The 25,671-nt window shown below is 72.1% G+C and carries 25 protein-coding genes; 2 read left to right on the top strand and 23 right to left on the bottom strand.

Annotated elements, in window-relative coordinates; translation table 11 throughout:
• The 14 genes from Amac_RS19085 to Amac_RS19150 form a co-directional block, all read right to left on the bottom strand.
• The coding region (locus tag Amac_RS19085) for a DUF222 domain-containing protein (protein ID WP_155355725.1) at window positions 1-1,331 on the bottom strand (1,331 nt) is incomplete at its 3' end.
• Window positions 1,332-1,714: 383 nt separating this feature from the next.
• On the bottom strand, window positions 1,715-2,605 hold the full coding sequence (locus tag Amac_RS19090; RefSeq protein ID WP_155355726.1) for an LLM class F420-dependent oxidoreductase: 891 nt from the start codon (window positions 2,603-2,605) through the stop codon (window positions 1,715-1,717).
• The gene (locus Amac_RS19095) at window positions 2,602-4,149 is read right to left on the bottom strand and encodes a class I adenylate-forming enzyme family protein (protein ID WP_155355727.1); all 1,548 of its coding nucleotides are present in this window, start codon (window positions 4,147-4,149) and stop codon (window positions 2,602-2,604) included. The genes Amac_RS19090 and Amac_RS19095 overlap by 4 nt, the downstream gene beginning before the upstream one ends.
• Window positions 4,146-5,108, bottom strand: a complete 963-nt coding sequence (locus Amac_RS19100) for an amidohydrolase family protein (protein ID WP_155355728.1) — start codon at window positions 5,106-5,108, stop codon at window positions 4,146-4,148. The genes Amac_RS19095 and Amac_RS19100 overlap by 4 nt, the downstream gene beginning before the upstream one ends.
• Complete coding sequence (locus Amac_RS19105) at window positions 5,105-6,280, bottom strand: thiolase family protein (RefSeq protein WP_155355729.1); 1,176 nt, start codon at window positions 6,278-6,280, stop codon at window positions 5,105-5,107. The genes Amac_RS19100 and Amac_RS19105 overlap by 4 nt, the downstream gene beginning before the upstream one ends.
• A gap of 103 nt (window positions 6,281-6,383) precedes the next feature.
• Window positions 6,384-7,184, bottom strand: a complete 801-nt coding sequence (locus Amac_RS19110) for an SDR family NAD(P)-dependent oxidoreductase (protein WP_155355730.1) — start codon at window positions 7,182-7,184, stop codon at window positions 6,384-6,386.
• 9 nt (window positions 7,185-7,193) lie between these two features.
• Complete coding sequence (locus Amac_RS19115) at window positions 7,194-8,378, bottom strand: acyl-CoA dehydrogenase family protein (protein WP_174900189.1); 1,185 nt, start codon at window positions 8,376-8,378, stop codon at window positions 7,194-7,196.
• Window positions 8,375-9,169: an alpha/beta fold hydrolase gene (locus Amac_RS19120; RefSeq protein ID WP_155355731.1), complete on the bottom strand. Its 795-nt coding sequence runs from the start codon at window positions 9,167-9,169 to the stop codon at window positions 8,375-8,377. Before Amac_RS19120 ends, Amac_RS19115 begins: the two co-directional genes overlap by 4 nt.
• Window positions 9,166-10,425, bottom strand: coding sequence for an LLM class flavin-dependent oxidoreductase (locus Amac_RS19125; protein WP_155355732.1), 1,260 nt, complete (start codon window positions 10,423-10,425; stop codon window positions 9,166-9,168). Before Amac_RS19125 ends, Amac_RS19120 begins: the two co-directional genes overlap by 4 nt.
• Window positions 10,426-10,523: 98 nt before the next feature.
• Window positions 10,524-11,417 (bottom strand): SDR family NAD(P)-dependent oxidoreductase, encoded by an 894-nt coding sequence (locus tag Amac_RS19130; protein ID WP_155355733.1) that lies wholly within the window; start codon window positions 11,415-11,417, stop codon window positions 10,524-10,526.
• A gap of 12 nt (window positions 11,418-11,429) precedes the next feature.
• Window positions 11,430-12,149 carry an ABC transporter ATP-binding protein gene (locus tag Amac_RS19135; RefSeq protein WP_218041169.1) on the bottom strand — a complete coding sequence of 240 codons (720 nt, stop codon included), beginning with the start codon at window positions 12,147-12,149 and terminating at the stop codon, window positions 11,430-11,432.
• The gene (locus tag Amac_RS19140) at window positions 12,091-12,903 is read right to left on the bottom strand and encodes an ABC transporter ATP-binding protein (RefSeq protein ID WP_155355734.1); all 813 of its coding nucleotides are present in this window, start codon (window positions 12,901-12,903) and stop codon (window positions 12,091-12,093) included. The genes Amac_RS19135 and Amac_RS19140 overlap by 59 nt, the downstream gene beginning before the upstream one ends.
• Window positions 12,900-13,757 (bottom strand): branched-chain amino acid ABC transporter permease, encoded by an 858-nt coding sequence (locus Amac_RS19145; RefSeq protein ID WP_155355735.1) that lies wholly within the window; start codon window positions 13,755-13,757, stop codon window positions 12,900-12,902. Before Amac_RS19145 ends, Amac_RS19140 begins: the two co-directional genes overlap by 4 nt.
• Window positions 13,754-14,641 carry a branched-chain amino acid ABC transporter permease gene (locus tag Amac_RS19150; RefSeq protein ID WP_170322558.1) on the bottom strand — a complete coding sequence of 296 codons (888 nt, stop codon included), beginning with the start codon at window positions 14,639-14,641 and terminating at the stop codon, window positions 13,754-13,756. Before Amac_RS19150 ends, Amac_RS19145 begins: the two co-directional genes overlap by 4 nt.
• Window positions 14,642-14,795: 154 nt before the next feature.
• On the opposite strand from Amac_RS19150, the gene Amac_RS19155 reads away from it, so the two are divergent.
• Entirely contained in the window at window positions 14,796-16,025 is a 1,230-nt protein-coding gene (locus tag Amac_RS19155) for an acetyl-CoA hydrolase/transferase family protein (protein ID WP_155355737.1), read from the top strand.
• A gap of 8 nt (window positions 16,026-16,033) precedes the next feature.
• Window positions 16,034-16,504 carry a MaoC family dehydratase gene (locus Amac_RS19160; RefSeq protein WP_246268476.1) on the top strand — a complete coding sequence of 157 codons (471 nt, stop codon included), beginning with the start codon at window positions 16,034-16,036 and terminating at the stop codon, window positions 16,502-16,504.
• 1 nt (window position 16,505) lies between these two features.
• Here the strand turns inward: Amac_RS19160 and Amac_RS19165 are convergent, their stop codons facing one another.
• The 9 genes from Amac_RS19165 to Amac_RS19205 all read right to left on the bottom strand — a co-directional run bounded on the left by Amac_RS19165 (window position 16,506) and on the right by Amac_RS19205 (window position 25,658).
• Entirely contained in the window at window positions 16,506-17,651 is a 1,146-nt protein-coding gene (locus Amac_RS19165) for a thiolase C-terminal domain-containing protein (protein WP_155355739.1), read from the bottom strand.
• Window positions 17,648-18,037 (bottom strand): Zn-ribbon domain-containing OB-fold protein, encoded by a 390-nt coding sequence (locus tag Amac_RS19170; RefSeq protein ID WP_155355740.1) that lies wholly within the window; start codon window positions 18,035-18,037, stop codon window positions 17,648-17,650. The genes Amac_RS19165 and Amac_RS19170 overlap by 4 nt, the downstream gene beginning before the upstream one ends.
• Window positions 18,034-19,596: an AMP-binding protein gene (locus tag Amac_RS19175; protein ID WP_218041170.1), complete on the bottom strand. Its 1,563-nt coding sequence runs from the start codon at window positions 19,594-19,596 to the stop codon at window positions 18,034-18,036. The genes Amac_RS19170 and Amac_RS19175 overlap by 4 nt, the downstream gene beginning before the upstream one ends.
• Window positions 19,593-20,609 (bottom strand): acyl-CoA dehydrogenase family protein, encoded by a 1,017-nt coding sequence (locus Amac_RS19180; RefSeq protein WP_155355741.1) that lies wholly within the window; start codon window positions 20,607-20,609, stop codon window positions 19,593-19,595. Before Amac_RS19180 ends, Amac_RS19175 begins: the two co-directional genes overlap by 4 nt.
• Window positions 20,606-21,793: an acyl-CoA dehydrogenase family protein gene (locus Amac_RS19185; RefSeq protein WP_155355742.1), complete on the bottom strand. Its 1,188-nt coding sequence runs from the start codon at window positions 21,791-21,793 to the stop codon at window positions 20,606-20,608. Before Amac_RS19185 ends, Amac_RS19180 begins: the two co-directional genes overlap by 4 nt.
• Window positions 21,790-22,677, bottom strand: coding sequence for an LLM class flavin-dependent oxidoreductase (locus Amac_RS19190; RefSeq protein WP_170322559.1), 888 nt, complete (start codon window positions 22,675-22,677; stop codon window positions 21,790-21,792). The genes Amac_RS19185 and Amac_RS19190 overlap by 4 nt, the downstream gene beginning before the upstream one ends.
• Window positions 22,678-22,697: 20 nt before the next feature.
• Window positions 22,698-23,471, bottom strand: a complete 774-nt coding sequence (locus tag Amac_RS19195; protein WP_170322560.1) for an LLM class flavin-dependent oxidoreductase — start codon at window positions 23,469-23,471, stop codon at window positions 22,698-22,700.
• Window positions 23,472-23,490: 19 nt separating this feature from the next.
• Window positions 23,491-24,687 (bottom strand): ABC transporter substrate-binding protein, encoded by a 1,197-nt coding sequence (locus Amac_RS19200; RefSeq protein WP_155355745.1) that lies wholly within the window; start codon window positions 24,685-24,687, stop codon window positions 23,491-23,493.
• Window positions 24,688-24,821: 134 nt separating this feature from the next.
• Complete coding sequence (locus Amac_RS19205) at window positions 24,822-25,658, bottom strand: MaoC/PaaZ C-terminal domain-containing protein (protein WP_155355746.1); 837 nt, start codon at window positions 25,656-25,658, stop codon at window positions 24,822-24,824.
• Between the last annotated feature and the right edge of the window lie 13 nt (window positions 25,659-25,671).

Below are 25,671 nucleotides of genomic sequence, written 5' to 3' on the forward strand. Positions count from 1 at the left end.
GTGGAGGGCGCGTGGGTGGAGTCGGCGTCATGGGTGGGGTGGCCGGTGATGGGGTCGGTGGTGGTGGGGTGGTCGTGTGTTGGGTGGTCGGTGGGGAGGGATTCGGCGCGGACCAGGACCAGCAGTTCGGTGGTGACCTTTTTGCTCAGCAGCGCTGACAGGGCGTCGGCCTGGCGGACCCGGAGCGGGCGGTCGTCGTCCTTGCCTTTCGGCCGGGCGTAGGCGGCCAGGAACTCGCGCAGCCGGGCGCCGGCCTCACGCGGCAGCCGGAACTCCCCCTCCACACCACCCGTACTGGACGGGCGCACCAGCAGGGAACGGGTGACGTAGTCGGTTTCGGCGTCATCGTCCAGGGTGCCCGGATCCAGCAGCTCCCGCAGGTACTGTCCGGCCTTGCGAATCTCGGCCGGGGAGGCGCTGTCGGCCAAATCCAGCAGGATCGGCTCGGCCAGCGCCGCCTGCGCGTCGGTCAGGTGGGCGGTGACCTGGCAGATCGTTTCGACCGACCCCTCGGCCAGCGTGCCGGAGGCGAACCGATCCCGGACGACAGGCAGGCGGGCCAGCTGGGTGGCCAGCCGGATCAGACGAGAGGCGCCCGCACCGCTCATCCCCGCCGAGGCGCGCAGCCAGGTACCGGTGGAGGCGTGCCCGCCGCTTCCGGCGCTCCTGGCCTCACCGGTGGCGTGGACGCGCCCCACCCGGGCGGCGATCGCCGAACTCAGCCGGTCCTGGGAGAACAGCAGGTCTTCGGTCTCGCCCACGCACAACCCGGCATCCTCGGGCAGGTCGGTCACCGCAATCCGGGAGGCGAGCCGCCGGAACTCGGCCACCAACACCCCCGAACCCACCGACTCGCCCCACACCTCCGGCCCCGCCGAGCGACCAGGATCGGTGCAGCGACCGGCGTCGGTGGAGCGACCAGGATCGGTGGAGCGACCAGGATCGGTGGAGCGACCAGGATCGGTGGAGCGACCAGGATCGGTGGAGCGACCAGGATCGGTGGAGCGACCAGAGTCGGCCGAGCGGCCAGGATCGGTGGAGCGGTCGGCGTCGGCCGAGCGGCCAGGGCCGGTGGAGCGGCCGGTGTCGGGGGAGCGGCCGTGGAGGAACTGCTGCCGTGCGTTCTGCCGCGGAGTGTTCTGCTGCCCTGCCTCGCCGTATGGGTCGCCGTATGGGTCGCTGTGCGCGTCGTCGTGGGTGTCGTCGGCGGAACGCCGGGGCGGGACGTAGTCAGGATCCAGCACGGTGCCCTTCAGGAACGCGGGCAACTCGCGTCCGCGGACGCCCCCCGCACGGGAGGGATCCCGCACCTCGATCGGAGAACCGAGCATGAAGGCGCCCCCCTTTCGCACCGGCGGATCCGAACAACCACCCTCACGCTATCCAGCAGCTACGACAAAACCGGGCCTCAGTCCGCGACAAAACCGCAGGTCACGCGCCCCGTGAAAAGATCTACCTACCCGCCGCCATCCGAAGATCCATCCGCCACGCCCGATCAGGAGCAGCGCACCAACCCACAGACCCTCAACTCGCGAGGAACAAGCGCTCGTCTCGGCCAAACGCCACTGGACAAGATCATGAGACAGCGGACGTCAAGGCGGGGAGGCATCGAGCAGATAAGTTCGGGTCCTGCGGTTAGAGGGGCCAGCGTGGCACCGACGAGCTCAAGCGATATTCCTAGACCAGCGAGGGCAGCATTTCCAGAGCAGCGAGGTCAGCGGAGGCCGACGATCTCGGCGTATCTGGTCATGTCGCGTTCGTAGGCGTCGTCGCCGATTCTCGGGGAGACCACCACCTCGTCGAGGCCCAGTTCGGCGCAGCGGCGGATGTAGACGGCGTCGTCCTCCCAGTCCTTCTCCGTTTTCCCCTTGGCGCGGCGGCCGACCCGCAGTGACACGTCGGCGCGGCTGCGTCCGGCGGCGACCAGGCGGCTCTCCAGTTCTTCGGTGAAGCGGGCGATGTCGTCGTAGCTCTGGCTGTAGCCGGCCCAGCCGTCGCCGAGTTCGACGATGCGGCGGAGGGTGGCGGGGCTGTTGCCGCCGACGATGATCGGGGGGTGCGGGCGCTGGATCGGTTTGGGGAAGGCGTACAGCGGGGGGAAGTCGACGAACTCGCCGTGGAATTCGGTCAGTTCGTCGTCGGCCCAGGTGGCTTTCATGGCGCGGAGGTATTCGTCCATGCGGGCGCCGCGGCGTTCGAAGGGCACGTCGAGGACCGCGTACTCCTCGGCGGACCAGCCGACGCCGACGCCGAAGTTGAAGCGGCCGCCGGAGAGCTGGTCCACGGTGGCGATCTGGCGGGCGGTCACGACGGGGTTCCGCTGCGGGACGACCATCACGTACGTGCCGATGCGGATGCGCGAGGTGGCGGCGGCGATGGCGCCCGCCAGCACGAGCGGGTCGTGCACGCCCCTGGTGGCGTTGACCTCGACCGCGCCCCCCTGCTCGTACGGATACTTGGAGGTGTAACGCGGCATGAAGACCACGTGCTCGGGCAGCCACACCGAGTGGAAGCCGAGCCCCTCGATGAGCTGGGCCGACTCGATGGACCAGCGCCCGGCGCGGGGACCGGCCCCCGGGTACCACTCACTGATGCCGATCTTCACAGCGTGCTCCCTTCGGGGTTCAGGAACGCCTCGCGCAGCACGTGTTTCATCACCTTCATGCTGGAATTGCGGGGCAACGCCGCCACGAAGAAGATCCTCCGCGGCTTCTTGTACGAGGCGAGCCGCTCCTGGACGTACTCCACGATCTGCTCTTCCGTGAGCGTCTCCCCGGGCTTGACCACCACGGCGACCGAGACGGCCTCACCCCACCGGTCGTCGGGGAGACCGAAGGCGGCGGCGTCCGCCACCGAGTCCATGGTGAGCAGCACCCGCTCGACCTCCGCCGGGTACACGTTGGCGCCCCCGGTGATGATCAGTTCCTTGGAGCGCCCGGTGACGTAGAAATACCCCGCTTCGTCCTGGTAGCCCAGATCGCCGGTGTAGTACTCGCCGTCGCGGAAGACCTCGGCGGTCTTCTCCGGCTGGCCCTGGTACCCGGAGAACATGGTGTCGCACTCGATGACGAGCTCGCCGACCTCCCCCACGGGAACCGGCTCGCGGTCGGCGTCCACCACCCGGACCGCGGCCGTGGGCAGCGGGCGGCCCACCGAGGCGAAGATGTCCTTGGCCTGGGTGCGGCCGGTCCAGTCGGCGCGGTTGGTGATGGTGATCGGCCCGACCACCTCGGTCATGCCCCACGTCTCGACCAGCCGGTCGCCGATCACGTCCACCAGCGTCCCGGCCAGTTCGGGTGGGAGCGGTCCGCCCGAGTGCAGCACGGACAGGAGGGTGTCGAGAACCTGCGGATAGAGCCGCAGCGCCTCCAGGAGGCCCGGGATCAGCGGGGTGAGGCCAAGCGTGAAGGTGGAGCCGCGCTCGGCCATGTGCGCGCCCCACTGCTCGGGGGTGGCGCCGGGGATGAAGGAGACCGTGCCACCGGTGTAGAAATGCGGAAATATCACGCCCCAGATGCCGGACACGAAGGACCAGCCGCCCGGGAAGGCGCAGTGCCCGTGCAACGGCAGGCGGTAGGCGTACGGGACCAGCTTGGTGCAGCCCGCGACGGCGCGGTGCGAGGCGAGCGCCCCCTTGGGGAAGCCGGTGGTTCCGCTGGTGTAGCCGATGATGGCGATATCCGAAGGGGTGGCCGTGGGCGGCAGCGGTTCGTCGCTCGACCCGCGCAGCGCCTCGGCGTAGGACTCGCCGCCGTCCCCGCCGATGGCCAGCCACGCCGCCAGCCCGGCCGCCGACCGGGTGCGCGCAACCGTGGCGGCGACCCCGTCGGTGTGCACCAGGGCCCGCGCCCCCGAGTCGGTCAGCACGTAGTCGATCTCCTCGGCGGTGAGCCGGTCGTTGACGTGCACCACGGGGTAGCCGCCGAGGGCCAGCCCGACGTAGACCTCGAGGGACTCGATCCGGTTCTCCAGGAGCGCGGCGACATGGGTCCCCGGCGCCAGCCCGCGCGAGCGCAGCGCATGAGCCAGCCGCCGCCCCGCCGCCACCACCTCCGCGAAGGTACGGCTGGCGCCCTGCGACTCCACCGCGACGTGGGGGCCGAAGCGCCGGCCGGCCTTCTCGAAGATCTCTCCCATCGTGTCGCTCATGACAGCTCCTTGAGGTTGAAGACACGGACCGCGTTGGCGGCCAGAAACAGTGCGAGTTCCTCCGCGGCCAGGACGGGCGGCTCCCCTGCGTACGGCTCCGCCAGGCTGGCGACCCTATCGATCCAGGTCATGAGCTCCTCGCCCCGGGGGTCCGACCGGTCGCCGCGGATGATGTCGGAGCCGAAGATCAGCCGATGCGCCCCGAGCTGGGCGCGCATCCTGGCGACGCGCCGGCGGAACTCGGGGTAGTCGGCCAGCGCGCAGCGCTGCCACAACGACAGCTCCAGGTAGGCCCGCTGCCAGCCGGTGGCGGCGTCCAGGGCCTCCGCCCACCAGGCCTCGAGACCGGCGTGCGCGAAGACGACGGTCATCGCCGGGTACCTGGCCAGCAGGGCGGCCACCTCGGCGGGCCGGGAGCGCACGGTCTGCAGCGGGTCGCCGCCCAGCGGGGAGGTGTGCACGACCACGGGCAGGTCCAGCTCCAGGATCCGCTCGAACAGCCACGCGTGGGCCGGGTCGCCCAGGTCCCAGCCGGCCGCCGGGTAGAGCTTCACCCCCCGGCAGCCGGGCATCCGGGCCGCGTGGTCCAGGATCTCGGCGGCGTCGGGGTGGCGGGGGTCGATCCCCGCGCAGAAGAAGAGCCTGCCGGGGACCGCGTCGGCCAGCACCTGGTTGCGGGCGTGCAGGTCGCGGATGGGCAGGTGCTCGCCCGCCGGGCGGCCGACGATCGTCCAGTCCACGACCGGCATCACCCCGGCGGCGACCCCGGCCCGGTCGAAGGCGGCGATGGTCAGCGCGCCGTCCGGGTCACTCTGCCCCATCCCGACCCGGGGGAAGATGTCGGCCGGGTCCCGTTCGGGGTGGCTGCGCCCGGCGGCCTGCCGCGCCCACGCCCGGCGCAGCCCTTCGGGCAGCCAGGACGCGTCCAGGATGTGCATGTGGCCGTCGACGACGTTCATCCGGCGGCCAGGATGTGCACGGTGGAGGCGGCGGTCTCCCAGTCGATGACGCCCCCGCCGATCTGGGCCAGGCCGACGCGGACGTGGGGCAGCTGGAGCTCGCCCGCCTCGCCCCGGATCTGCTGGGTGATGTCGTGGACCTGGGCGAGGCCGCTGGCCCCGAGGGCGTGACCACGCCCGACGAGGCCGCCGGAGACATTCACCGGCATCGCGCCGGACCGTTCGGTGACGCCCGTCATGGCCCACTCCTGCTCCTGGCCGGGCGCGCAGAGCCCGAGCTCGCTCCAGGTGAGCAGCTCGTACGCGACGGACGCGTCGTGCACCTCGGCGAAGTCGACGTCCCCAGGGCCGAGCCCCGCCTGCTCGTACGCCGCCAGCCCCGCGGCCTTGGCGGCACCGGGCGCGCCTTCGACGCCCTTGGGCGGGCGGGTGGCCAGCCGGGAGGCCAGGATCCTGACGTCGCGCGGCGAGGAACCCGCCCGGGTCACCACCACAGCCGCCGCCCCGTCGCTGATCGGGGAGCTCATCAGCACGGTGAGCGGATCCACCACCACCCGGGCCTTCAGCACGTCCTCCGGGGAGCCGCCGAACCTGCGGTGCGCCATCGGGTTGAGCCGGGCGTTCTCCAGCGACCGCGAGGTCACCCTGGCCAGGCCCGCCATGCTCACGCCGCGCTCGCCGAAGAGCGTCCTGGCCAGGCGCGCCTGCCGGTCCACGAACGGGCTGCGGTCCTCCCCCGCGCCGTCGCCGACCGCGAACCCGTCCTCCACGTCCATGCCCGCGCCGAACGCGCGGAACGTCCGGGTACGGTCCTCGTGATTGGCCTTCTCCACCCCCAGCGCCAGCACGGTGTCGTGCATGCCGGAGGCGACCGCCAGCCACGCCAGGTGCAGCGCGTTGCCGCCGGAGGCGCAGGCGTTCTCCACGTTGTGCACCGGGATGGTGCCGAACCCGAGGGGGTAGGTGACGGTCTCGCCCCTGATGCTCTCCTGGCCGGTGATGAGACCGGCGAGCGCGTTGGCGAAGAACACCGCCTGGATGTCGCCGACCTCCATCCCGGCGTCCGCCAGCGCGGCCCGCGTCGCCTGCCGGCCCAGGTCCTTCATGGAGGAGCCGAGGAACTTGCCGAACGGGGTCATGCCGACCCCGCGGATCACCACGTCGTTTCGCACGGTCGTCTATCCCTTCGTTAATTAGAAAGTCGTGATCTGGACGGCCGCAGCGGTGAGTCGCCTGGTCGGCGGCGTTGCGGCTGTCTATGGGACGGGTTTCTGATTAAGAGGGGGTGGGCCAGGAGGCGCTGACGCCGCCGTCCACGATCAGGCTCTGGCCGGTGACGTAGCCGGCGTCGTCGGAGGCGAGAAAGGCCACGGCGGCGGCGGCCTCCTCGGGGCGGCCTTCGCGGCCCATCGGGACCACGGCGGCGCGCGCGGGCGCCCCCTCTTCGCCGAACTCGCGCCGCACCAGCGGCGAGTCGATGACGCCGAGCACGACCGCGTTGGCGCGGATGCCGCGCGCGGCGTAGCGGACGGCGATGTGCCGCATGACGGCGAGCTGCGCCGCCTTGGTGGCCTCGTACGACAACGACCGGCGGCTGCTCAGCAGCCCGGCGGTGGAGCCGACGAAGACGAACGCGCCGCGCGAGCGGGCCAGCATGGGCTCCAGCGCGGCCTGGGCGGTGAGCCAGTGCGAGCGCAGGTTGACCGCCTCGGAGTACTCCCACTCCGCGACGCTCTGCGCCTTGATCGGCTCCCGCCCGGAGACGCCGACGTTGCAGACCACGATGTCGAGGCGCCCGAAGGAGCCGAGGGCGCTCGCCACGGCCGCCTGGCAGGACGCGGCGTCGGCGGCGTCCACCGCGACCGCCAGGCCCGGCCCGGCCTGCGCGGCCACGGTGGCCTGGGCCCGGCCGAGGTCGATGTCGCCGACCACCACGGTGGCGCCCTCCGCGGCCAGGCGCAGGGCGATGGCCCGGCCGTTGCCCATGGGGAGCGGCTCGCCGGGCCGGGCGGGGCCGTGGCTGCCGCCGCCCAGCACGTACGCCACCTGCCCGGCCAATCTGCCCTCAAGAGCCATGAAAGCCCCTCAGTACGAGCGCGGCAGGTCGAGCACCTGCTGCGCGATGAAGTTCAAGGACATCTCCTGGCTGACCGGGGCCAGCCGCATGATCCGCGCCTCGCGCCAGTAGCGTTCGACGTGGAACTCGTGGGCGTAGCCGAGCCCGCCGTGGGTCTGCACGGCCCGGTCGGCGGCGTCGTAGCCGGCCTGCGCGGCCAGGTACTTGGCGATGTTGGCCTCGGCCCCGCAGGACAGGCCCGCGTCGTAGCGCTGGGCCGCCACCATGGTCATCTGCCAGGCCGCCTCCAGCCGGGCGTAGGCGTCGGCCAGCGGGTGGCTGATGGCCTGGTTGGCGCCGATCGGCCGGTCGAAGACCTCGCGCACCCGGGCGTAGTCGGTGGCGCGGCGCAGCGCCGCGTAGCCGATCCCGACCGCCTCGGCGGCGATCAGGATGCGCTCGGGGTTGAGCCCGGACAGGATGTGCTTGAAGCCCTTCCCCTCCTCGCCGACCAGCCGCCAGCCCTCGACCGGCAGCCGGTCGTAGAAGGTCTCGCAGCTGGCGACGGCGTTGCGGCCGGCCTTGGGGATGGGCCGGATGTCGACGTGCTCGCGGTCCAGGTCGATCAGGAACAGGCTGAGGCCGTCGAACCTGCGCCGCTCGTCGCCGGGGGCGGGGGCGGTGCGGGCCAGGATCAGCGCGACGTCGGACTCCAGCGCCTTACTGGTCCAGATCTTCTGGCCGGAGATCACCCAGTTGCCGCCGTCCCGTTCCGCGGCCGTCTTGATGCGGGAGGTGTCGGTGCCCGCGTCCGGTTCGGTGACCGCGAAGGCGACGTGCAGCCTGCCCTCGGCGGCCGGGGGCAGGAACGTCTTCCTGAGCCGCTCGTTGCCGTACTTGAGCACCGGCTGGAGCCCGAACAGGTTCATGTGCAGGGCGGTGCAGCCGTTCATGGCCGCTCCGGAGGCGGCGACCTCGCGGAGCAGGATCGCCGCCTCGGTGACGCCGCGGCCGGCGCCGCCGTACTCCTCCGGCAGGGCGATCCCCAGCCAGCCGCCCTCGGCCATGGCGGTGAAGAACTCCCACGGAAAGCGGTGCTCGGCGTCGCAGGCGGCCCAGTACTCGTCGGGGAACTCGGCGCAGCGTTCGCGGACCGCCTCGGCGATCAGCGTGTGGTCGGGGTCGTCGAAGCCGCTCCCGAGGGCACCGCTCACGGGGTGCCCGTGAGGAACTCGCCGACGAGCTTGCGCGCGTCCGCCGACTCGTACGGGACCATGTGCGCGGCGTCGGCCACCACCTCGCTGCGCGCGTGCGGCAGGTGGCCCGACCACAGCCCGGCCAGCGAGGGCGGCACCACGCCGTCCCGCGCCCCCCACACCAGCAGTACGGGAACCCCGGCGAGCCGGTAGAGCCGCTCGGCGATCCCGGTGTCCGGGATGGGGAACAGGTAGTTGCTCGCCGCCCCGAGCACCTGGACCCGGCGGATGACGGCCAGCCCGGTCTCGTGCGCGTCGGCGGGCCTGGGCTGCTGCGCGGCCGCGACCGGGCCTTCCGGATCGGCGTAGATCAGCGGGTTGAGGTCCCTGGGCAGCAGCGCGAACATGTCGGCGCCGGGGTCGGCCTCGTCGAACATGCCCCAGGGGGCCATCAGCGCGAGGGCGGCGACCCGGGCGGGCTGGACGGCGGCCATCTCGGCGGCCAGGGTGGCCCCGAGCCCGTGCCCGGCCAGGCGCACGCCGCCCACCTCCAGGCGGTCCAGCGCCCACCAGAGGGTCAGAGCCAGGTCGGGCAGGCTGGCGGCGGCGCGGACCGAGGTGGAGACGCCCCAGCCGGGCAGGTGCACGACCAGAACTCGGGCGCCGTCCAGCAGTTCGCCGGAGAGCGGGGGCTCCTCGAACGCGCCCCACTCGCTGTGCAGGTAGACCACGACGGGTCCGCCGGGCGTGCCGTGCTCGTCGACGACGGTGACGTCGCCCTGGTGCGGGCCTTCGAAGGTGTGCCTCATCGTGCCACCGCCACGGGAGCCACGGCCGCCGGTTCGAAGCCGGGGATGGGTTTGGGCCACCAGTGGTGCTCGTACTGGGAGAAGACCCCGGACAGGCCGGGCTTGACCTTGGTGGCGAACAGCTCGATGTTGTTCATGGCCTTCTCGCGCGGCATGTCGCCGATGTGCATCAGGGCGATCCAGTTGCCGATGCGGTTCGTCGAAGACAGGTGCTCCAGCTTCTCCCGTACCGTGCTGGGGCTGCCCGCGATGATGATGCCGAGGTTGATGAAGTCCGCCCACTCGTAGTCCCTGGCCGCGCGGAAGCTGTCCGGCCGTGCGGTCGACTTGGCGCCGGGCGGTGGGAGCACCGCGCGAAGCGACTCGACGCTCTTGTAGCCGGGGGCCTCGGCGAAGCCGGGGTAGGTGTGGGTGCACCGGCGGTAGAAGTACTTCACGTGGTCGGCGTACAGGCGCTCGGCCTCCTCATCGGTGTCGGCGACGAGGATCGGCTGGAACATGCCCACCCGGTACGGATTATCGTCCACGCCCGCCGCTTCGGCCCGCTCCCAGAAGCGGCGCAACATCGAGCCGGAGAACTCGGTGCCGAAGTAGGAGAGGAAGAAGAACGGGAAGCCGCGCCGGATGGCGAAGTCCATGGTCTCCAGGGAGCCGCTGCCGGGCACCCAGATCGGCGGGTGCGGCTGCTGGAGCGGCTTCGGCCAGGGGTTGACGTAGCGGAGCTTGGTGTAGCGGCCGTTGTGGCTGAACACCTCCTGGGACTGCCAGGCCTTGAGGATGAGCTCGAAACCCTCGTAGTACCGCTCGCGCACGGTGGCGGGCTTGATGCCGTAGGCATAGTTGGTGTCCTGGCTGCTGCCGAGGGGGAACCCGGTGATGAGGCGGCCGCCGCTGATCACGTCGAGCATGGCGAGCTCCTCGGCGATCCGGATGGGCGGGTTGTACAGCGGCACCGCGTCGCCCATGACCAGGATCTTGGCGTCGGTGTCGGCGGTGCGGCGGGCGAGCGAGGCGGCCATCATGTTCGGGCTCGACATCAGGCCGTAGGCGTTGCTGTGGTGCTCGTTGACGCCGATGGCGTCGAAGCCGGTGCGCGCCGCGTGCTCCAGCTCGTCCAGGTAGTCGTTGTAGAGGTGGTGGATGCGCCGCACGTCCATGAGGCGGGGGTCGATGTCGACCCAGACGCTCCGGTGCCTCTGGGCGAAATCCTCTGGCAGCCCGTCGAAGGGCATCAGGTGGAAATAGGTGAACTTCACGCTTGTCCCTCGTGTGGTTAGGTGTCCGGGACCAAAGTTTATCAAACGCTTGCTTTACTTTACATCGAACGCTTGCTTTACATCGCGGCCGAGCGAGCTCAGGACAGCTGCCGTACCAGCAGTTCCAGCTCCTGCTGGAAGGTCTCGACGACGGTCGCCTCGGTCAGGTCGTTGATCCGGTGCCAGTTGTCGCGGATCTCCTCCGGCGACACCGACCGGGAGAAGTAGCCCGGCGTCTGCGCGACGACCACTCGCGCCACCCGGCCGCCGCCCACGTTGTACACCTCGCCGGTGACGTCGCAGGCGGGGTCGGCCAGCCAGACCACCAGCGGCGAGACCAGCCCGGGGTCGAGCCGGTCGGCCAGCTCGCCAAGCAGGTCCTCGGTCATCCGGGTGCGCGCGCCCGGCTCGATGGCGTTGACCGCGATGCCGTGGCGGGCCCCCTCCAGGGCCAGCGTCCTGGTGACGCCGACGATGGCCGCCTTGGCCGCCGCGTACGCGGTCTGGCCGAAGTTGCCGAACAGACCGGCGGCGGAGGTGGTGTTGACGATCCGCCCGTACCGCCGCTCGGTGAAGACCGGCCAGGCGGCCTTGGTCATCCAGACGGTCCCGCCCAGATGCACCGCGAGCACCGGGTCCACCTCGTCGCGGGTCAGCTTGGCCATCGTACGGTCGCGCAGGATCCCGGCGTTGTTGACCAGGATGTCCAGCTGCCCGAAGGTCTCCACCGCGAGGTCGACCACCCGCTGGGCGCCCTCGGGCGTGCTGATGTCGGTGGCGTCGGCCACCGCGCTGCCGCCCGCCTCGGTGATCTCCTTGACCACCTGCCCGGCGGGGGTCAGCTCGGCGCCGACCCCGTCCAGCGCCGCGCCGACGTCGTTCACCACGACCGCCGCACCGCGCGCGGCCAGCAGCAGCGCGTGCGCGCGGCCGAGTCCCCGGCCGGCGCCTGTGACGACGGCGACCTGCCCGTCCAGTCTGATCTCGTTCACAGGGGTGCCTTTCTAGCCGAACAGGGCGGTCATGATCTCGGGGCGCGACCGCAGCTCGTCCGGCTCGCCCTCGGCGACGATCCGGCCCCGGTGCATGACGTAGACGTAGTCGCTGACGGCCAGGGCCAGCTCCGCGTTCTGCTCGACCAGCAGGATGGTGGAGCCCGTCTCGTGCAGCGTGGAGATGGTGGTGAACAGCACGTCCACGATGGAGGGGGCCAGGCCCATCGACGGCTCGTCCAGGACCAGCACGTCCGGCCGGGTCATCAGGGCCCGGCCGACTGCCAGCATCTGCTGCTCGCCGCCGCTCAGCAGCCCGGCGTACTGGCCGCGCCGCTCCGCCAGCACGGGGAACAGGTCGTAGACCCGGCCGATCTGCTGCTGGAAGTCGGCCTTGTCGCGGCGCTTGGCGTACGCGGCGAGTTCGAGGTTCTCCAGCACGGTGAGCGAGGGCGCCACCCGGCGGCCCTCGGCCACCAGCGCGACGCCCGCCCGGACCAGCCGGTGGCAGGGCCAGCCCGTGACGTTCCGGCCGCCGACCAGGACCGTGCCGGAGGACGGTTTGTGCAGCCCGGCGATCGAGTTCAGGGTGGTGGTCTTGCCGGCGCCGTTGGCCCCGACCAGCGCCACCAGCGCCCCCTTGGGCACCTGGACGTCGACGTCGCGGACGGCCTCAACCACGCCGTGCGCGGCGCAGAGTTTCGATACGGCGAGCATCGGATCGCTTGCCAAAATAGGCCTCCCTGACATCGGGTTGTTCCAGGCACGCCGCGAGCGTGCCGACGGCGAGCACGGCGCCGGAGTTCATCACGGTGACCTCGTCGCAGAACTCCTCGACCAGCCGCATGTTGTGCTCGATCAGGACCAGCGTCAGCCCTTCCGCGCGCAGGCCCAGCAGCAGTTCGCCGACCTGCCGGGACTCGGCGTCGTTCATCCCGGCGGTGGGCTCGTCCAGCAGCAGCACCCGCGGCTCGGCGGCCAGCGCCCTGGCGATCTCCACCCGCCGCTGGTCGCCGTAGGAGAGGGTCTCGGCCAGCGCGCCGGGCGAGGCCGTGATGCCCACCCGCTCGATCAGCGCGAGCGCCTTCGCGGCCACCTCGGCCCGCTCCCTGCGCTCGGCGCGGCTGAGCAGCACGGCCCCCAGGATGGTGGAACGCCGCCGGTGGTAGGCGCCGGTGGCGACCGTCTCCAGCACGGTCATGCCGGGGAACAGGCGGATGTTCTGGTAGGTGCGGGCCACCCCCTCCCGGGCGATCCGGTACGGCGGCAGCCCGTGCGTCTCCCGGCCGTGCACCCGGATCACGCCCCGGTCCGGCGCCAGGAAACCACTGATGATGTTGACGACGGTGGTCTTCCCGGCTCCGTTCGGGCCGAGCAGGCCGTAGATGCTCCGCGGCGGGACGCGCAGGTCCACCTCGGCGACCGCGCGCAGCCCGCCGAAGGTCTTGACCAAGCCCTCGACCTCGATCGCGAGAACCTCACTCATTCCGACACCACCGCCTTCCCGCGGCCGCGCAGCAGGCGGAACCGCCGTAGGTCGACCAGCCCCCGGGGCAGGTAGACGATGATCACGACCAGCAGCAGGCCGGTGACGATGGAGTCGAACTCGCCCAGCGGGCCGCGCAGCAGCTCGGGCAGGGCGGTGAAGACGACGGCGCCGATGATCGGGCCGAGCCAGTGGTAGGCGCCGCCGAGGACGACGGCGGCCAGGGTGGTGAAGCCCAGGTGCGTGTAGAAGGTGTCCGGGCCGATGAACTGGAGGAAACTCGCCTGGAGCACGCCCGCGACCCCGCCGAACACGCCGGAGAGTGTGAAGCCCACCAGCTGCACCGCGCGCGGGGAGATCCCCAGCGACTGCGCCACGGCCGGATCCTCCCGTACGGCCGAGGCCGCCAGCCCGAACCGGGAGCCGCGCAGCCGGGCCAGCACGTACGCGGCGGCCCCCAGGCAGCCGAGGCACCAGAACCAGGTCCCCAGGTCGCCGGGGGCGAGGGTGCCCGCCACGCCGCCGGTGAAGCCCTCCATGTTGATCACCAGCACCCGGCCGATGAGGACCAGCGCGATGGTGGCCATCGCCAGGTAGTGGCTCTCCAGCCGGAGCACCAGGAAGGCGGTGAGCACCCCGAGCAGCCCTCCGCCCACGGCGCCGAGCGCCAGCGCAGCCACCGGCGTCAGCCCCAGCGTCATCGTGGCCCACCCGAAGGTGAAGGCGCTGACCGCGCCGAAGAAGACGGGCGCCAGGCTGAGCACGCCGGTCCACAGGGAGGCGTAGATGCTGAGCGCGAAGAGCGCGCTGACCCCCGCGAACTGCAGGGTCGTGTTCCAGGCCGCGAGGTTCATGCGCGCACCAGCCGGCGCTCGCCGAACATGCCCTGGGGCCGGGCCACCAGGATGACCAGCAGCACCCCGAAGGTGATCGCGTCCCGGAAGCCCGAGGAGATGTACTGGGCGCTGACCACTTCGAGGATGCCGATCAGGAAACCGGCCAGGGCGGCCCCGCGGATGTCGCCGTACCCGCCGACGACCACCGCCGCGAAGCCCTTGAGCAGCAGCGCCTCGCCCAGGTCGAAGGAGACGTTGTTGGAGGAGAGCCCGGCGAGCACGCCCGCGAGACCGGCGATGGCGGCCGCGGTGAAGGCCACCACCCGGAGCGTGCGGGCGGCGTTGACGCCGACGATGGTGGCCGACCTCGGGTCGGCGGAGATCGCCCGCACGGCGGCGCCGAACCGGGTCCTGGCCAGCGCCAGATGCAGCCCGAAGGCGACCAGCAGCGCGGCGGCGATGTTGAGCAGCTGCGCCGGGAGGATCACCAGGCCGCCCAGCCGGATCGGCCCGGCCGGGATCGCGCCGTCGGGAAAGCTGGTGGCCGAGCCCCCGCCGACCGCCTGCGCCACGGTGAGCAGCACGATCCACATCCCGATGGAGGAGATGATGGGCGCGAACGTGCCGGCGCCCCGGCGGCGCAGCGGCTCGAAGGCCACCAGGTCGGTCAGCACGCCGATGATCCCGGCGGCCAGCACCCCGGCAGCCAGCGCGAGCGGGAAGGGCAGGCCCAGCTCGGCCACCGCGAAGTAGGCGACTAACGCGCCCCAGGTGGCGAACGTGCCGTGGGCGACGTTCAGGATGCCCATCTTGGTGAGGATCAGCGCGAAACCCACGCCGAAGAGAGCGTAGACGGCGCCGAGGGCGAGGCCGTTCACGAGTTGTTGGATGACGAGTGTCACGACCGCTGCCTCCAGGAACACCACAAATCAAGCGCTCGCTTTACCGGAAGCTATCCACGTGCCGCGATCCGTGTCAAGGTAAATCAAGCACTTGCTTCACTAGCGGGCCGACACTACGGTTAGGCGTTGCCCGTACGACGATTGGCTGCCCCTCATGCCACTTCCCGCCACGCTCCCGCCGGGCAAGGCCATTCGCCTGCTCCCCGCGAACGCCCGCGTCGTGGGCGCCCCCGGCTGCGGCACCCCGGAGACCCTGCTCCGCGCCCTCGGCGAGACCGCGGACCTGCTGCCCGCCCCCACCCTCTACTCGGGACTGCAGCTGGGCGGCTACCCGTTCCTCGACGCGGTGCGCCAGGGCCACCTGCGCTACCTCACCTGGCACCCCTACGGTCCCGCCCGGCGTCTGTCGGAGTACGTCCCCGCCCGCGCCTCGGCCGTCCCCGCCCTGCTCGACCACTGGCAGACCGACGCCGCGCTGGTACGGGTCTCCCCGCCGGACCGGAACGGGTACTGCAACCTGGGCCCCTCGGCCAGCTACGTCCGGGCGGCGGTCACCCGGGCCACGGTCGTGCTCGCCGAGGTGGACCCGCTGGTCCCCCGCACCCACGGCGACACCGCCGTGCACGTCTCGGAGATCACCGCGCTGGTGGAGGCCGACACCCCGATGTGCGAGTACCACGAGGCGGACCGCGACCCGCTCAGCGACCGCATCGCGGCACACGTGCTGGATCTGCTGCCGGACCGGCCCGTGCTGCAGTTCGGCCTCGGCTCGGTCCCCGAATCCCTCATCCACGGACTGGCCGGCCTGCGCGGTGCCCGAGTGGTAGGCATGGCCACCGACGCCATGGTGGCGCTCTTCCAGCAGGGCGTGCTCAGCTCGCTGGACATGATGCCGTGCCCTGCCATCTCGGCCGTGGAACTGATGGGGACCAGGACGCTGATGGAGTTCGCCGACGGCAACCCGTCCATCGGCGTCTTCGACAGCCGGACCGGCCACGCGCCGCGCCGGCTGGGCGGCCTGCCCGGCCTGGTGTCGGTCAACTCGGCCGTCGAGGTCGACCTGCTCGGCCAGGTCAACGCCGAGACCGTACGAGGCAGGCAGGTCAGCGGGGTCGGCGGCGCCGCCGACTTCGCCGAGGCCGCCCACGGCTCCCCCGGCGGCCTTTCCGTCATCGCCATGGCGTCCACCACCCCCGACGGGAAACACAGCCGGATCGTGCCCGCGCTGGCCCCCGGCGCCGCGGCCACCATCCCCCGGCACACGCCCGACGCGGTCGTCACCGAGTACGGCGTCGCCTGGCTGCGCGGCAAAACCACGGCCGAGCGCGCGGAGTCGCTCGCCCACGTCGCCCACCCCGATCACCGGGCCGAACTAACGAAATGAGAACAAGCGTGACCGTACACACCAGGCGCGGGCTCTACTTCGAGGAGATGCACGTCGGTGACATCTTCAAGCACGAACCCGGCCGAACCATCACCGAGGCTGACAACGTGCTGTTCTGCAGCATCACGATGAACACTCAGACCCTGCACCTGGACGCCGTCCGGTCGGCCGAGAGCGAGTTCGGGCAGCGGCTGGTGAACAGCCTGCTCACCCTGGCCATCGTGGGCGGGATCGGGGTCGGCGACCTGACCCAGAAGACCACGGTGGCCAACCTCGGCTTCGGCGAGATCGCCTTCCCCGCGCCCGTGTTCATCGGGGACACCCTCTACTGCGAGAGCGAGATCATCGGCAAGCGGCCGTCCGCCTCGCGCCCGGGCCAGGGCATCGTGACCCTGGAGCACCGGGGCCTCAACCAGAACGGCGTCGTGGTCTGCCGGGCGCGGCGGACCGCGCTGGTCAAGTTCCTCCCGGACGAGTAGCTCAGCGCGCTCGGGCACTGCCCAGCACCAGCGTGCCCGAGCTCATGAACATGCCGCCGACTCCGGTGACCAGGCTGACCTCGACCCCGGGGACCTGCGCCGGCGCGGTTCCGCGCAGCTGGCGCACCGACTCCTGGATGGCGAACATGCCGTACATGCCGGTGTGGGTGTAGGAGAGGCCGCCGCCGTTGGTGTTCATCGGCAGCGGCCCGCCGGGCGCGGTGTTCCCGTCGGCGATGAACGCGGGCGCCTCGCCCCGCCGCACGAAGCCGAGGTCCTCCAGGCCGTAGATCGGGACGTGCGCGAACGCGTCGTAGATCATCAGGTGGTCCACGTCGCCGTGCGAGATCCCGGCCTGCCGCATGGCCGCCGCGCCGCCCCGCTCGATGGCGCGGGAGGAGGTCAGGTCGCGCAGCCCCGAGACGACCGAGGACTCGCTGGACTCTCCCGCGCCCAGCACGTGGACGGGCGCGCGGTGGTCGCGGGCACGCTCGGCCGAGGTGAGCACCAGCGCGCCGCCGCCGTCGGTGACCAGGCAGCAGTGCAGCAGGTGGATGGGGTCGGCGATCATCGGGGAGGCCAGCACGTCGGCCACCGTGATCGGGTCGCGGAGCTTGGCGCGGGGGTTGCGCGCCGCCCACTGGCGCTGGACGACGGGGACCGTGGCCAGTTGCTCCTCGGTCATGCCGTACATATGCATGTACCGGCGCACGCCGATCGGGAAGAGCGCGGGCGCGCCGATCGGGCCGTGCGGGACCTCGAACTGCGCCATGTACGACTGCGGGGCGGGCGCCCACGGCACCATGCCGACCCGGGACCGCCCGGACTCGCCGTGGGTGACCAGGACGGTGGTGCAGAGCCCGGCGGCGATGGCCGCCATCGCGTGGCGCACGTGCAGCATGGACGAGCTGCCGCCGACGTTGGTGCCGTCCAGGTATTCGGGGACGATTCCCAGGTAGTCGGCCACGTCCACGGGCGACTCCCCCGCCGAGGCGACCCCGTCCACGTCGGCCGGGGTGAGGCCGGCGTCGCGCAGGGCGTTGACGGCCGCCTGGGCGTGCAGCTCGAGCGCCGACATGTCGGGCACCTTGCCGATGCGGTCGGTCTCGGCCGCGCCGACGATCGCGACCTTGCCTCGGAGACTCATCCGGCCGCCTTCCTCATCCGAAATTTCAGGACATTTCGCTCGCCCCGGGGCTCGAAGAACGCGTCCAGCTCGCCGTCTACGGCGGGTTCGCCCTCGATGCCGGCGAACAGCGTGGGGCCTTCGGCCAGCCGGATCACCCCCACGACGTACGGCGCGTCCTCCTCGAAGCCGGGCGCGGGCCGGTGGTTGACCACGTACGACTCCAGCGTGCCCCGCCCCGAGACCGGCTCCAGGGCCACCTGGCCGGACGTGCAGAACGGGCAGTAGGCGCGCGGATACAGGAAGAACCTGCCGCATGCGCCGCATCGGGGCACCGTGAGCCGGCCCGCGTCGATGGCCGCGAAGAACGCGGCGGTGTCGGGCGTGGGCAGGGGCAGGGGTCTCACCCGGTCGGCCTCCCGTCGATTTCCGGCAGCAGCAGATGTTTGCGAAGCTTCCCGTTGGCCCCGCGCGGCAGGGCGGCCACGATCTCAATGCGCCGGGGCAGCTTGAAGCCCGCCAGGCGCTCCCGGCAGAACGCGACGACCTCCTCGCGGAAACCGGGCGCGGCGGCCCGTTCCCTGGCGTCGTCGGCGGGCTGGATGACCGCGCAGACGATCTCGCCCCACTCCCGGTCGGGCACCCCGACGACCCCGGCGTCGGCGATGCCGGGGTGTTCCAGCAGCGCGGCCTCCACCTCGGCCGGGTAGACGTTGACCCCGCCGGAGACGATCACCTCGGCGGTCCTGCCGAGCAGGAAGAGGTACCCGTCCTCGTCGAGGTGGCCGAGGTCGCCCACGGTGACCCAGCCGTCAAGGACGCTGGACCTGGTCTTCTCGGGGTCGCCCCGGTACTCGAAGGCCCGGGGGCCCAGCTCCAGGTAGACCCGTCCCCGCTCGCCGGGGCCGAGTTCACGCCCGTGCTCGTCCATGATCTTCACGGCGGTCCCCGGCTGAGCGCGGCCCACGCTGCCGGGCCTGGCCAGCCACTCGCGGGCCGAGATGACCGTGCCCGCGGCCTCGCTGGCCCCGTAGTACTCGTAGATCACCGGGCCGAACCAGTCGATGACGCCGCGCTTGACCGCCGGCGGGCAGGGCCCCGCGCCGTGGATCAGGTTGCGCATGCTGGAGACGTCGAAGGAGCCGCGCACGGCGGGGTCGAGGGCGAGCAGCCGGTGCATCTGGGTGGGCACCACGTGCGTGGTGGTCACCCGCTCCCGCTCGACGAGCCGGAGCATCCCGGTGGCGTCGAAGCGCTCCATCAGCACCACCCGGTGCCCCAGGTGCAGGGAGGCCAGCGCCAGCCCGTTCACCGCCGTGTGCGACAGCGGCGAGGTGACCAGGTGGGTGCCGGCCGCGAACGGCTCGACCTCGAACATGCCCAGCTGCCAGGCCGACCCGGCGGCGTAGACGTCGTCGGGGTCACCGGCGGCGAGCGCCCGGAGCACCCCTTTCGGGCGGCCGGTGGTGCCGGAGGTGTAGGCCATGAACGCGCCAGGCGCGCGGTCCTCGGCCCACTCCCCCGAGTACGGCGTGGCGGCCTCGGCCAGCACGCGGAAGCCGTCGGCGGGTCCGGTGGCGAACCGGCGTTCCGCGGCGACGCCCGCCTGGTCGAGGGCGGCCCGGACGGTGTCGGCGTACCTTGCGGAGGTCACCACCGCGCCCGGCGCGCAGTCGCCGATGATGTGGGCGATCTCGGCCGCGCTGAGGGCGGTGTTGACCGGCACCAGGTACCACCCGGCCTGGTGGCAGGCGAGCACGGTCTCCAGCGCGGCGACCTCGTTGGCGGCCACCAGCGCGACCCGGTCCCCGCCGGTCAGGCCGAGGTCGCGCAGCAGACGGGTGATCCGGTTCACCCGGGCCAGCAGGTCGCCCGCCGTCACCGTGGTGCCGTCCGGCTCGACGGCCGCGACGTTCTCGGGGGACCGGCGGGCGATCCGCCAGAAGCCCAGCTCTGCCAGGTTCATCGGGCCGCCTCCCTGGCCAGCAGACGCACGGCGAGAGAGCGCCGGTGCTCGCGGGCGGTGCCGTAGGCGGCCGAGAGGGCCATCGCGCGTTTCAGCCAGAACTGGAGGCCGTATTCGAGGGTGAACCCGATCCCGCCGTGCAGTTGGAGCGCCTCCACGTCGGCCTGCCGGGCGGCTTCTCCCGCGTACGCCTTGGCCACGGCGGCCCGTACCTGGGCGTCCGGGGCGCCGGTGTCGCGGAAGGCGGCGAAGGACGCGGCCTGCGACAGGTCCACGCCGGTGGCGACGTCGGCCAGCTTGTGCTTGACCGCCTGGAAGGACCCGACGGGCCGGTCGAACTGATGGCGGGTCTTCACGTATGCCACGGTCATGTCGAGCAGCCGGGTGCTGACACCGGTGAGCAGACAGGCGGAGCCCGCCACCATCCGAGTCCAGGCCCGTTCCACGGCTGGGGCGTCCAGGCTTACCTGCTGTCCCGTTCCGGTGACTCGGTAGAGAGGGTAGAGCGGGTCGACCGCGTCCTGCCGTTCGACTACGAGTTCGGCTGCCTCGATGGCGGTCACGCCGCCGCCGCAGACCAGGAGGAGATCCGCCGAAGCCGCATAAGGTACGACCGGGGTGCGGGGCCCGAAGGACAGGGCCGCCACGGCGTTGCCGGAGGCGATGCGGGGGAGCCAGGTTGCGGCGAAATCCTCGGGGCAGGCCTCCTGGATGAGGAGGGCGGACACCACGGTCTCCAGGAAGGGCTCGGGGACGGCGAACTCGCCCAGCAGGTGCAGGACGGGGGCCAGCACGTGGTCGCCCAGGCCGGCGCCGCCCCAGCGTTCGTCCAGCACCAGGGAGAGCAGGCCGAGGTCGGCCAGCCGCCGCCACAGATCAGGATCGTGGGCGGCGTCCAGGTTCATGCGGCGGCGCAGGTGGGCCTCGCCCGCGTGCTCCTCCAGCAGGCGGCGGGTGAGCTTGAGCAGGTCGCGTTGTTCCTCGTCGAGGGGGACGGTCAGGGAAGAATTCATCGCCGGGGCTCCCTGGGCAGGCCGAGCAGGCGCTCGCTGATGATGTTCCGCTGGATCTCGGAGGTGCCGCCGAAGATCATGGCGGCCCTGGCGTACCAGTACCGGTGGTGCCAGTCGGTCCAGATCCCGGCGGCGCGCGGGGTGAGCGCCTCGCGCAGCACGGGCGAGCCGCCGCCGAGGGCGGCCAGCCCGCCCAGCAGGTCCAGGCCCGCCGCGAAGATGTGGTGCTGGGCCTCGGTCCAGTAGAGCTTGTTGACGCTGGCCCGCAGGTCCAGGTCGGCGCCGCCCTCGGCCAGCTCGGCGAGCCGGTACACGTTGGCCCGGTACACCTCGGTCGCCACGAAGAGCCGCCCCAGCTCGTCCAGGGCCAGCGCGTCGCCCGCCAGGCCGCGGGCCCGGACCAGCTCCGCGAAGGACTCGACGTCGGCGGAGTACTTGGCGTGGTCGCCGAAGACCGCGCCCCGCTCGAAGCCGAGCGTGGACATGGCCACCCGCCAGCCCTCGCCGAGCTCCCCCACCGCGTTCGCGACGGGCACCCGGACGTCGGTGAAGAACACCTCGGCGAAGCCTTTGGTGCCGTCCACCATGGCCAGCGGGCGCACCTCGACGCCGGGCGAGCGCAGGTCCACGCAGAGGAAGGTGATGCCCCGGTGCTTGTTCTCCCGGCCCGCCTCCGGGTCGGTGCGCACCAGCGCGAAGATCCAGTCGGCGAAGCCGCCGAACGAGGTCCAGGTCTTCTGGCCGTTGACGACGAACTCCTCGCCCTCGCGGACCGCCTGGGTGCGGAGCGAGGCCAGGTCGGAGCCGGAGTCGGGCTCGCTGAAGCCCTGGCACCAGATGTCCGCGCAGGACAGCAGGCGGGGAATCCAGCGGCCGCGCTGCTCCGCCGTGCCGTACCGCATGAGGATCGGGCCGAGCAGGTAGAGGCCGCCCATGTTGACCCGGGCGGGCGCCTTCGCGCGGTAGTACTCCTCGGCGAAGGCGATGGTGTGGAAGAGGCCGGCGCCGCGCCCGCCGTACTCCCGCGGCCAGTCGACCGCCGCGTAGCCGCCCTCGAACAGGACGCGCTCCCAGGCGCGGTGCCGCGCGAACCCCTCGGGGCTGGTCCAGGAGCCGAGCGGCTCGCGCGGGACGTGCTCGGCCAGCCAGTCCCGAGCCTGGGCGCGGAACTCCTCGACGTTCATGCGGCCAGCCCGAGCGCGCGGGAGACCTCGCGCATCGTGTCCGGGTAGGTGGCGGGGGTCATGCGCAGGGAGAGGTTCACGCTGTCGGCGCCGAGTTCCAGGTACCGCTCCACGGCGGGGCGCAGGTCGGCGACGGCGCCGTGGAAGCGGAGCCCGGCGATGACGTGGAAGTCGGCGCGGGATCGGCCGTGCTCGCGCAGGCCGGCCTCGATCTCGGCCAGGTGGCGGGCGAAGTCGCCGGTGGTGAGGTTCCAGGGATACCAGCCGGTGGCGTACCTGGCGGCGCGGCGGATAGCGGGCCTGGACTGACCGCCCACCAGCACGCGAGGCAGCGGGCGACCGGTGCCGGGCATGCCCTCGCCAGCCCACAGTTCGGAGATTGCGGCCAGGTTGCGTTCAAAGCGCGCGCCGCGCTCGGCGAAGGGCACCCCGGCAGCGGCGTACTCCTCCGCCGACCAGCCGACCCCGACGCCCAGGTCGAAGCGCCCGCCGGTGAGCAGGTCGAGCGTGGCCAGCTCGCGGACGAGCAGGCGCGGGTCGCGCAGCGGCAGCAGCAGCACCGAGGAGCCGACGCGCAGCCGCGTGGTGTGACGGCAGAGCTCGGCGGCCGTCTGGAGCACGTCGAGCAGGCCCTGCTCCTGGGCCGCCTCCACCCGGGGCGCGGACCCCGCGCCGTAGGTGTGCACCTCGGCCACCTCGGGGTTGGCCGGGTTCGGCGCGGCCGGGTAGGGGTAGGCGGAGTCGTACTCCTCGAAGAAGACCAGGTGCTCGGGCAGCCACAGCGAGGAGAAACCGGCCTCCTCGGCCGTCCGCGCGAACGCGCGCAGGTAGGCCAGGTCCCGCTGCGCCGATCCGTCGAACAGGTCAACCAGGCCGACCCGCATCGCCGCTCCTTTCCGAGAGCTCATATCAGGGCCCGCACCCGCTCGGGCGCGGGCAGCGTGCCGAACACCGCGACCAGCTCGTCCACGCCCAGCGAGGGATCCGCGGACACTATGTCCCTGGCCTGGGCGAACTCGTCACCGGGAACCAGCCAGGTGCGCCTGACCTCCACCGCGGGCCGCCCGGCCTCGCCGAGCGCCGCCGCGAGCCCGGCGAGCGCGGCGGGCAGCTCGTCCGCCGGGACCAGCCAGCCGAGCCAGCCGTCCGCGTGCCGGGCGAGCATCCGCAGGACGGCCGGGTCACCGTGGCGGACGTGGACCTTCAGGCCGCCGCCCGCCGGGCGGGGGAGGGCGATCGCGCCGCGGAACGCGACCCGCTCGCCCTCGAACGCCGCCCGCGGCTGCGACCACAGGGCCCGCATGGCGGCCAGGTGCTCCGCCGCCGTCCGCGGATTCGTTTCGCCGGAGTCCTGGTCGAGCACGGCACCCAGGTCGAGCCCGTACTCCAGCCGGCCGTCGCTGAACCAGTCCAGCGTCGCGAGCTGCTTGGCCCGCACGGCGGGGCTGCGCGCGGAGAGCACGTCCCCGCTGAGCCGGAGCCCGAGCCCTTCGGTCGCCCGCGCCACGCACTGCAACGCCAGGACCGCGTCGTGCCCGCCGGAGACGGCCTGCTCACGGTCGCCGCTCGCCCACCAGGTGGCGAACCCCGCCTGCTCGGCGGCCTCGGCGGCCGCCTCGATCTCGCCGAGCAGGCCCGGTCCCACGGTGGTGATGTCGCACGCTATGCCGAACTCCACCAGGATGTCCTTCCGCCGTTCAGCCGTTGCTGAGCGCGCTGAACTTGCCGTCCGCGGTCCACTCCAGGTAGACGCCGGGCGATTCGAGGATCGCCTGGCCGCCCTCGTATCGGAGGCCGCCGTAGACGGACTCCTGCGTGGCGACCTTCGCCAGACCCTGCCCGACCGCCTCGGGGGCCGCGCCCGGGCCCGCGTTCTTCAGGCCCATGGCCAGCAGCCACATCGCGGTGTAGCCCTGGGCGGCGAACATGTCGGGGGCCGTGTTGAACTTGGCCCGGTAGCGCTCGGTGAACTTCCTGGCCGTGTCGTTGACGGGATGGTCGGCGGCGAAGGGGGTCGCGAAGGCCAGCCCCGCGAGCCCGGCCCCGCCGGCGTCGAACAGGGCGGGCCCGGAGGCGCCGTAGCTGGACAGGATGCGCTTGTCGTAGCCGCGGTCGCGGAGCGAGCGGGCCAGCAGCGCGGTGGGCGTGCCCAGGGTGCTGGCGACCACCACGTCCGGGGTCTGGGCCTCGATCTGGGTGGCGGTGGCGGTGAAGTCCCGGTCGGCGGAGCCGACGGCGATGGTCTCCAGCACCTTGACGCCGTTGCGCTCCAGCGCCGCCTGCCACACCTTGCCGTCGGCGACCATGGCGTCCACGTCGCCGTTGACGACCACGACGGCCGTCTTGTACGCCTCCGCCTTCGCCATGCTGTCGACGAACTTGTCGTACACGCCGCCCGGGGAGGAGGGCAGGACGACGGGGCGGAACAGGTGCGGCGGGGAGGCGAGCCCGTCCAGGATCGCCGAGGTGACGATGGCGGGCACCTTGCTCTGCCGGATGACGGGGGCCAGCGCCCCGGCTTCGTTGGAGAGGCCGCAGCAGAGCACTCCGGCCGCGCCCTCGGTGGCGTACTGGCGGTAGAGGGCGATCGCCTTGGCCGGGTCGGACTTGATGTCCTCCACCTTCAGGTCGACGGTCGCGCCCTGGCCGAGGAACGCGGTCTGGTTGATCTCCTCGACGGCGACCTGCGCGCCCTGCACGATGGGCTTGCCCGCGAACGCGGCGGCGCCGGTGAGCAGCGCGGGGAAGCCGACCTTGTAGACCTGGCCCTCGGCCGCCGCGCCCGGGGCGTCGTCGCCGGACGAGCCGCACGAGGCGAGGATCATGACGGCGGAGAGCGCGGCGCTGACGACGGCCAGGCGTGTTCCTCTCCATGTGGTGGTTTGACGAGACACGATGCACCCTCCTGGGTTAAGGCCCTGACATCCGGACCCCCGATGCTGTAAAGCAAATGCTTGCTTTTAAAGCAACTGCTTGATTATGTGTGAGGTGAGAACGGACAGGCAAGGGGTCGGCGGCTGCTTTTCGGTCACGGTCCGGCCAGGACGGCGCCGCCCCGGTCGATGACCGTGCCGGCGTCGGCCGAGGTCAGGAAGCGCACCTCGGCGCCGTCCCGCCAGAGCGCCACCGTGAGGGTCTCCCCCGGGAGCACCGGCCGCGAGAAGCGCCCCGACATCCCGCGTAGCCGGGTGGCGTCCCCGTCGCAGAGCCCGTTCACGATGGCGCGGGCGGTGAAGCCGTAGGTGCACAGGCCGTGCAGGATCGGCCGGGCGAAGCCGTACCTGGCGGCGAAGGCCGGGTCGGAGTGGAGCGGGTTACGGTCGCCCGTAAGCCGGTAGAGGAGCGCCTGGTCGGGCCGGGTCGCCAGGCGGATCACGGCGTCCGGCTCGCGGTCCGGCGGCGACCACTCCGTGCGGGGCCCGCGCTCCCCGCCGAAGCCGCCCGCCCCGCCCAGGTAGGCGCAGGAGCGGGCGACCGCGAGCGGGTCCCCGGTCGCCGCGTCGGCCGTCCGGGTCTCGGTCCAGACCAGCGCGTCCCTGCCCTTGTCCCACATGTCGGTGACGGTGACCGTGGACACCGCCCGGCCCTCCGGGGGAAGCGGGCGTTCCAGCTCGAAGTGCTGCTCGGCGTGTACGGCCTTGCCCGGGTCGTACGTGCCGATCTCCGGCAGCCCGCCGTGGTAACCGAGGAGCACGGCGAAGCTCGGGATGACCTGCTGCGCGATCCCGGCGCTGTGCTCGGTGGTGAACTGGAGTTCCTGCGCCCCCGCGCCCACGGCGAGCGCGTAGAGCAGCGTCTCGCGGGCGGTCCACTCGGTCGTGAAAGGGCCTACCGTACTGCCGATGTAGCCGGGGTCCAAAGGCATGCCTTATCTCCGT

The sequence above is a fragment of the Acrocarpospora macrocephala genome (assembly GCF_009687865.1).
GTDB classification, from domain to species: Bacteria; Actinomycetota; Actinomycetes; order Streptosporangiales; family Streptosporangiaceae; genus Acrocarpospora; species Acrocarpospora macrocephala.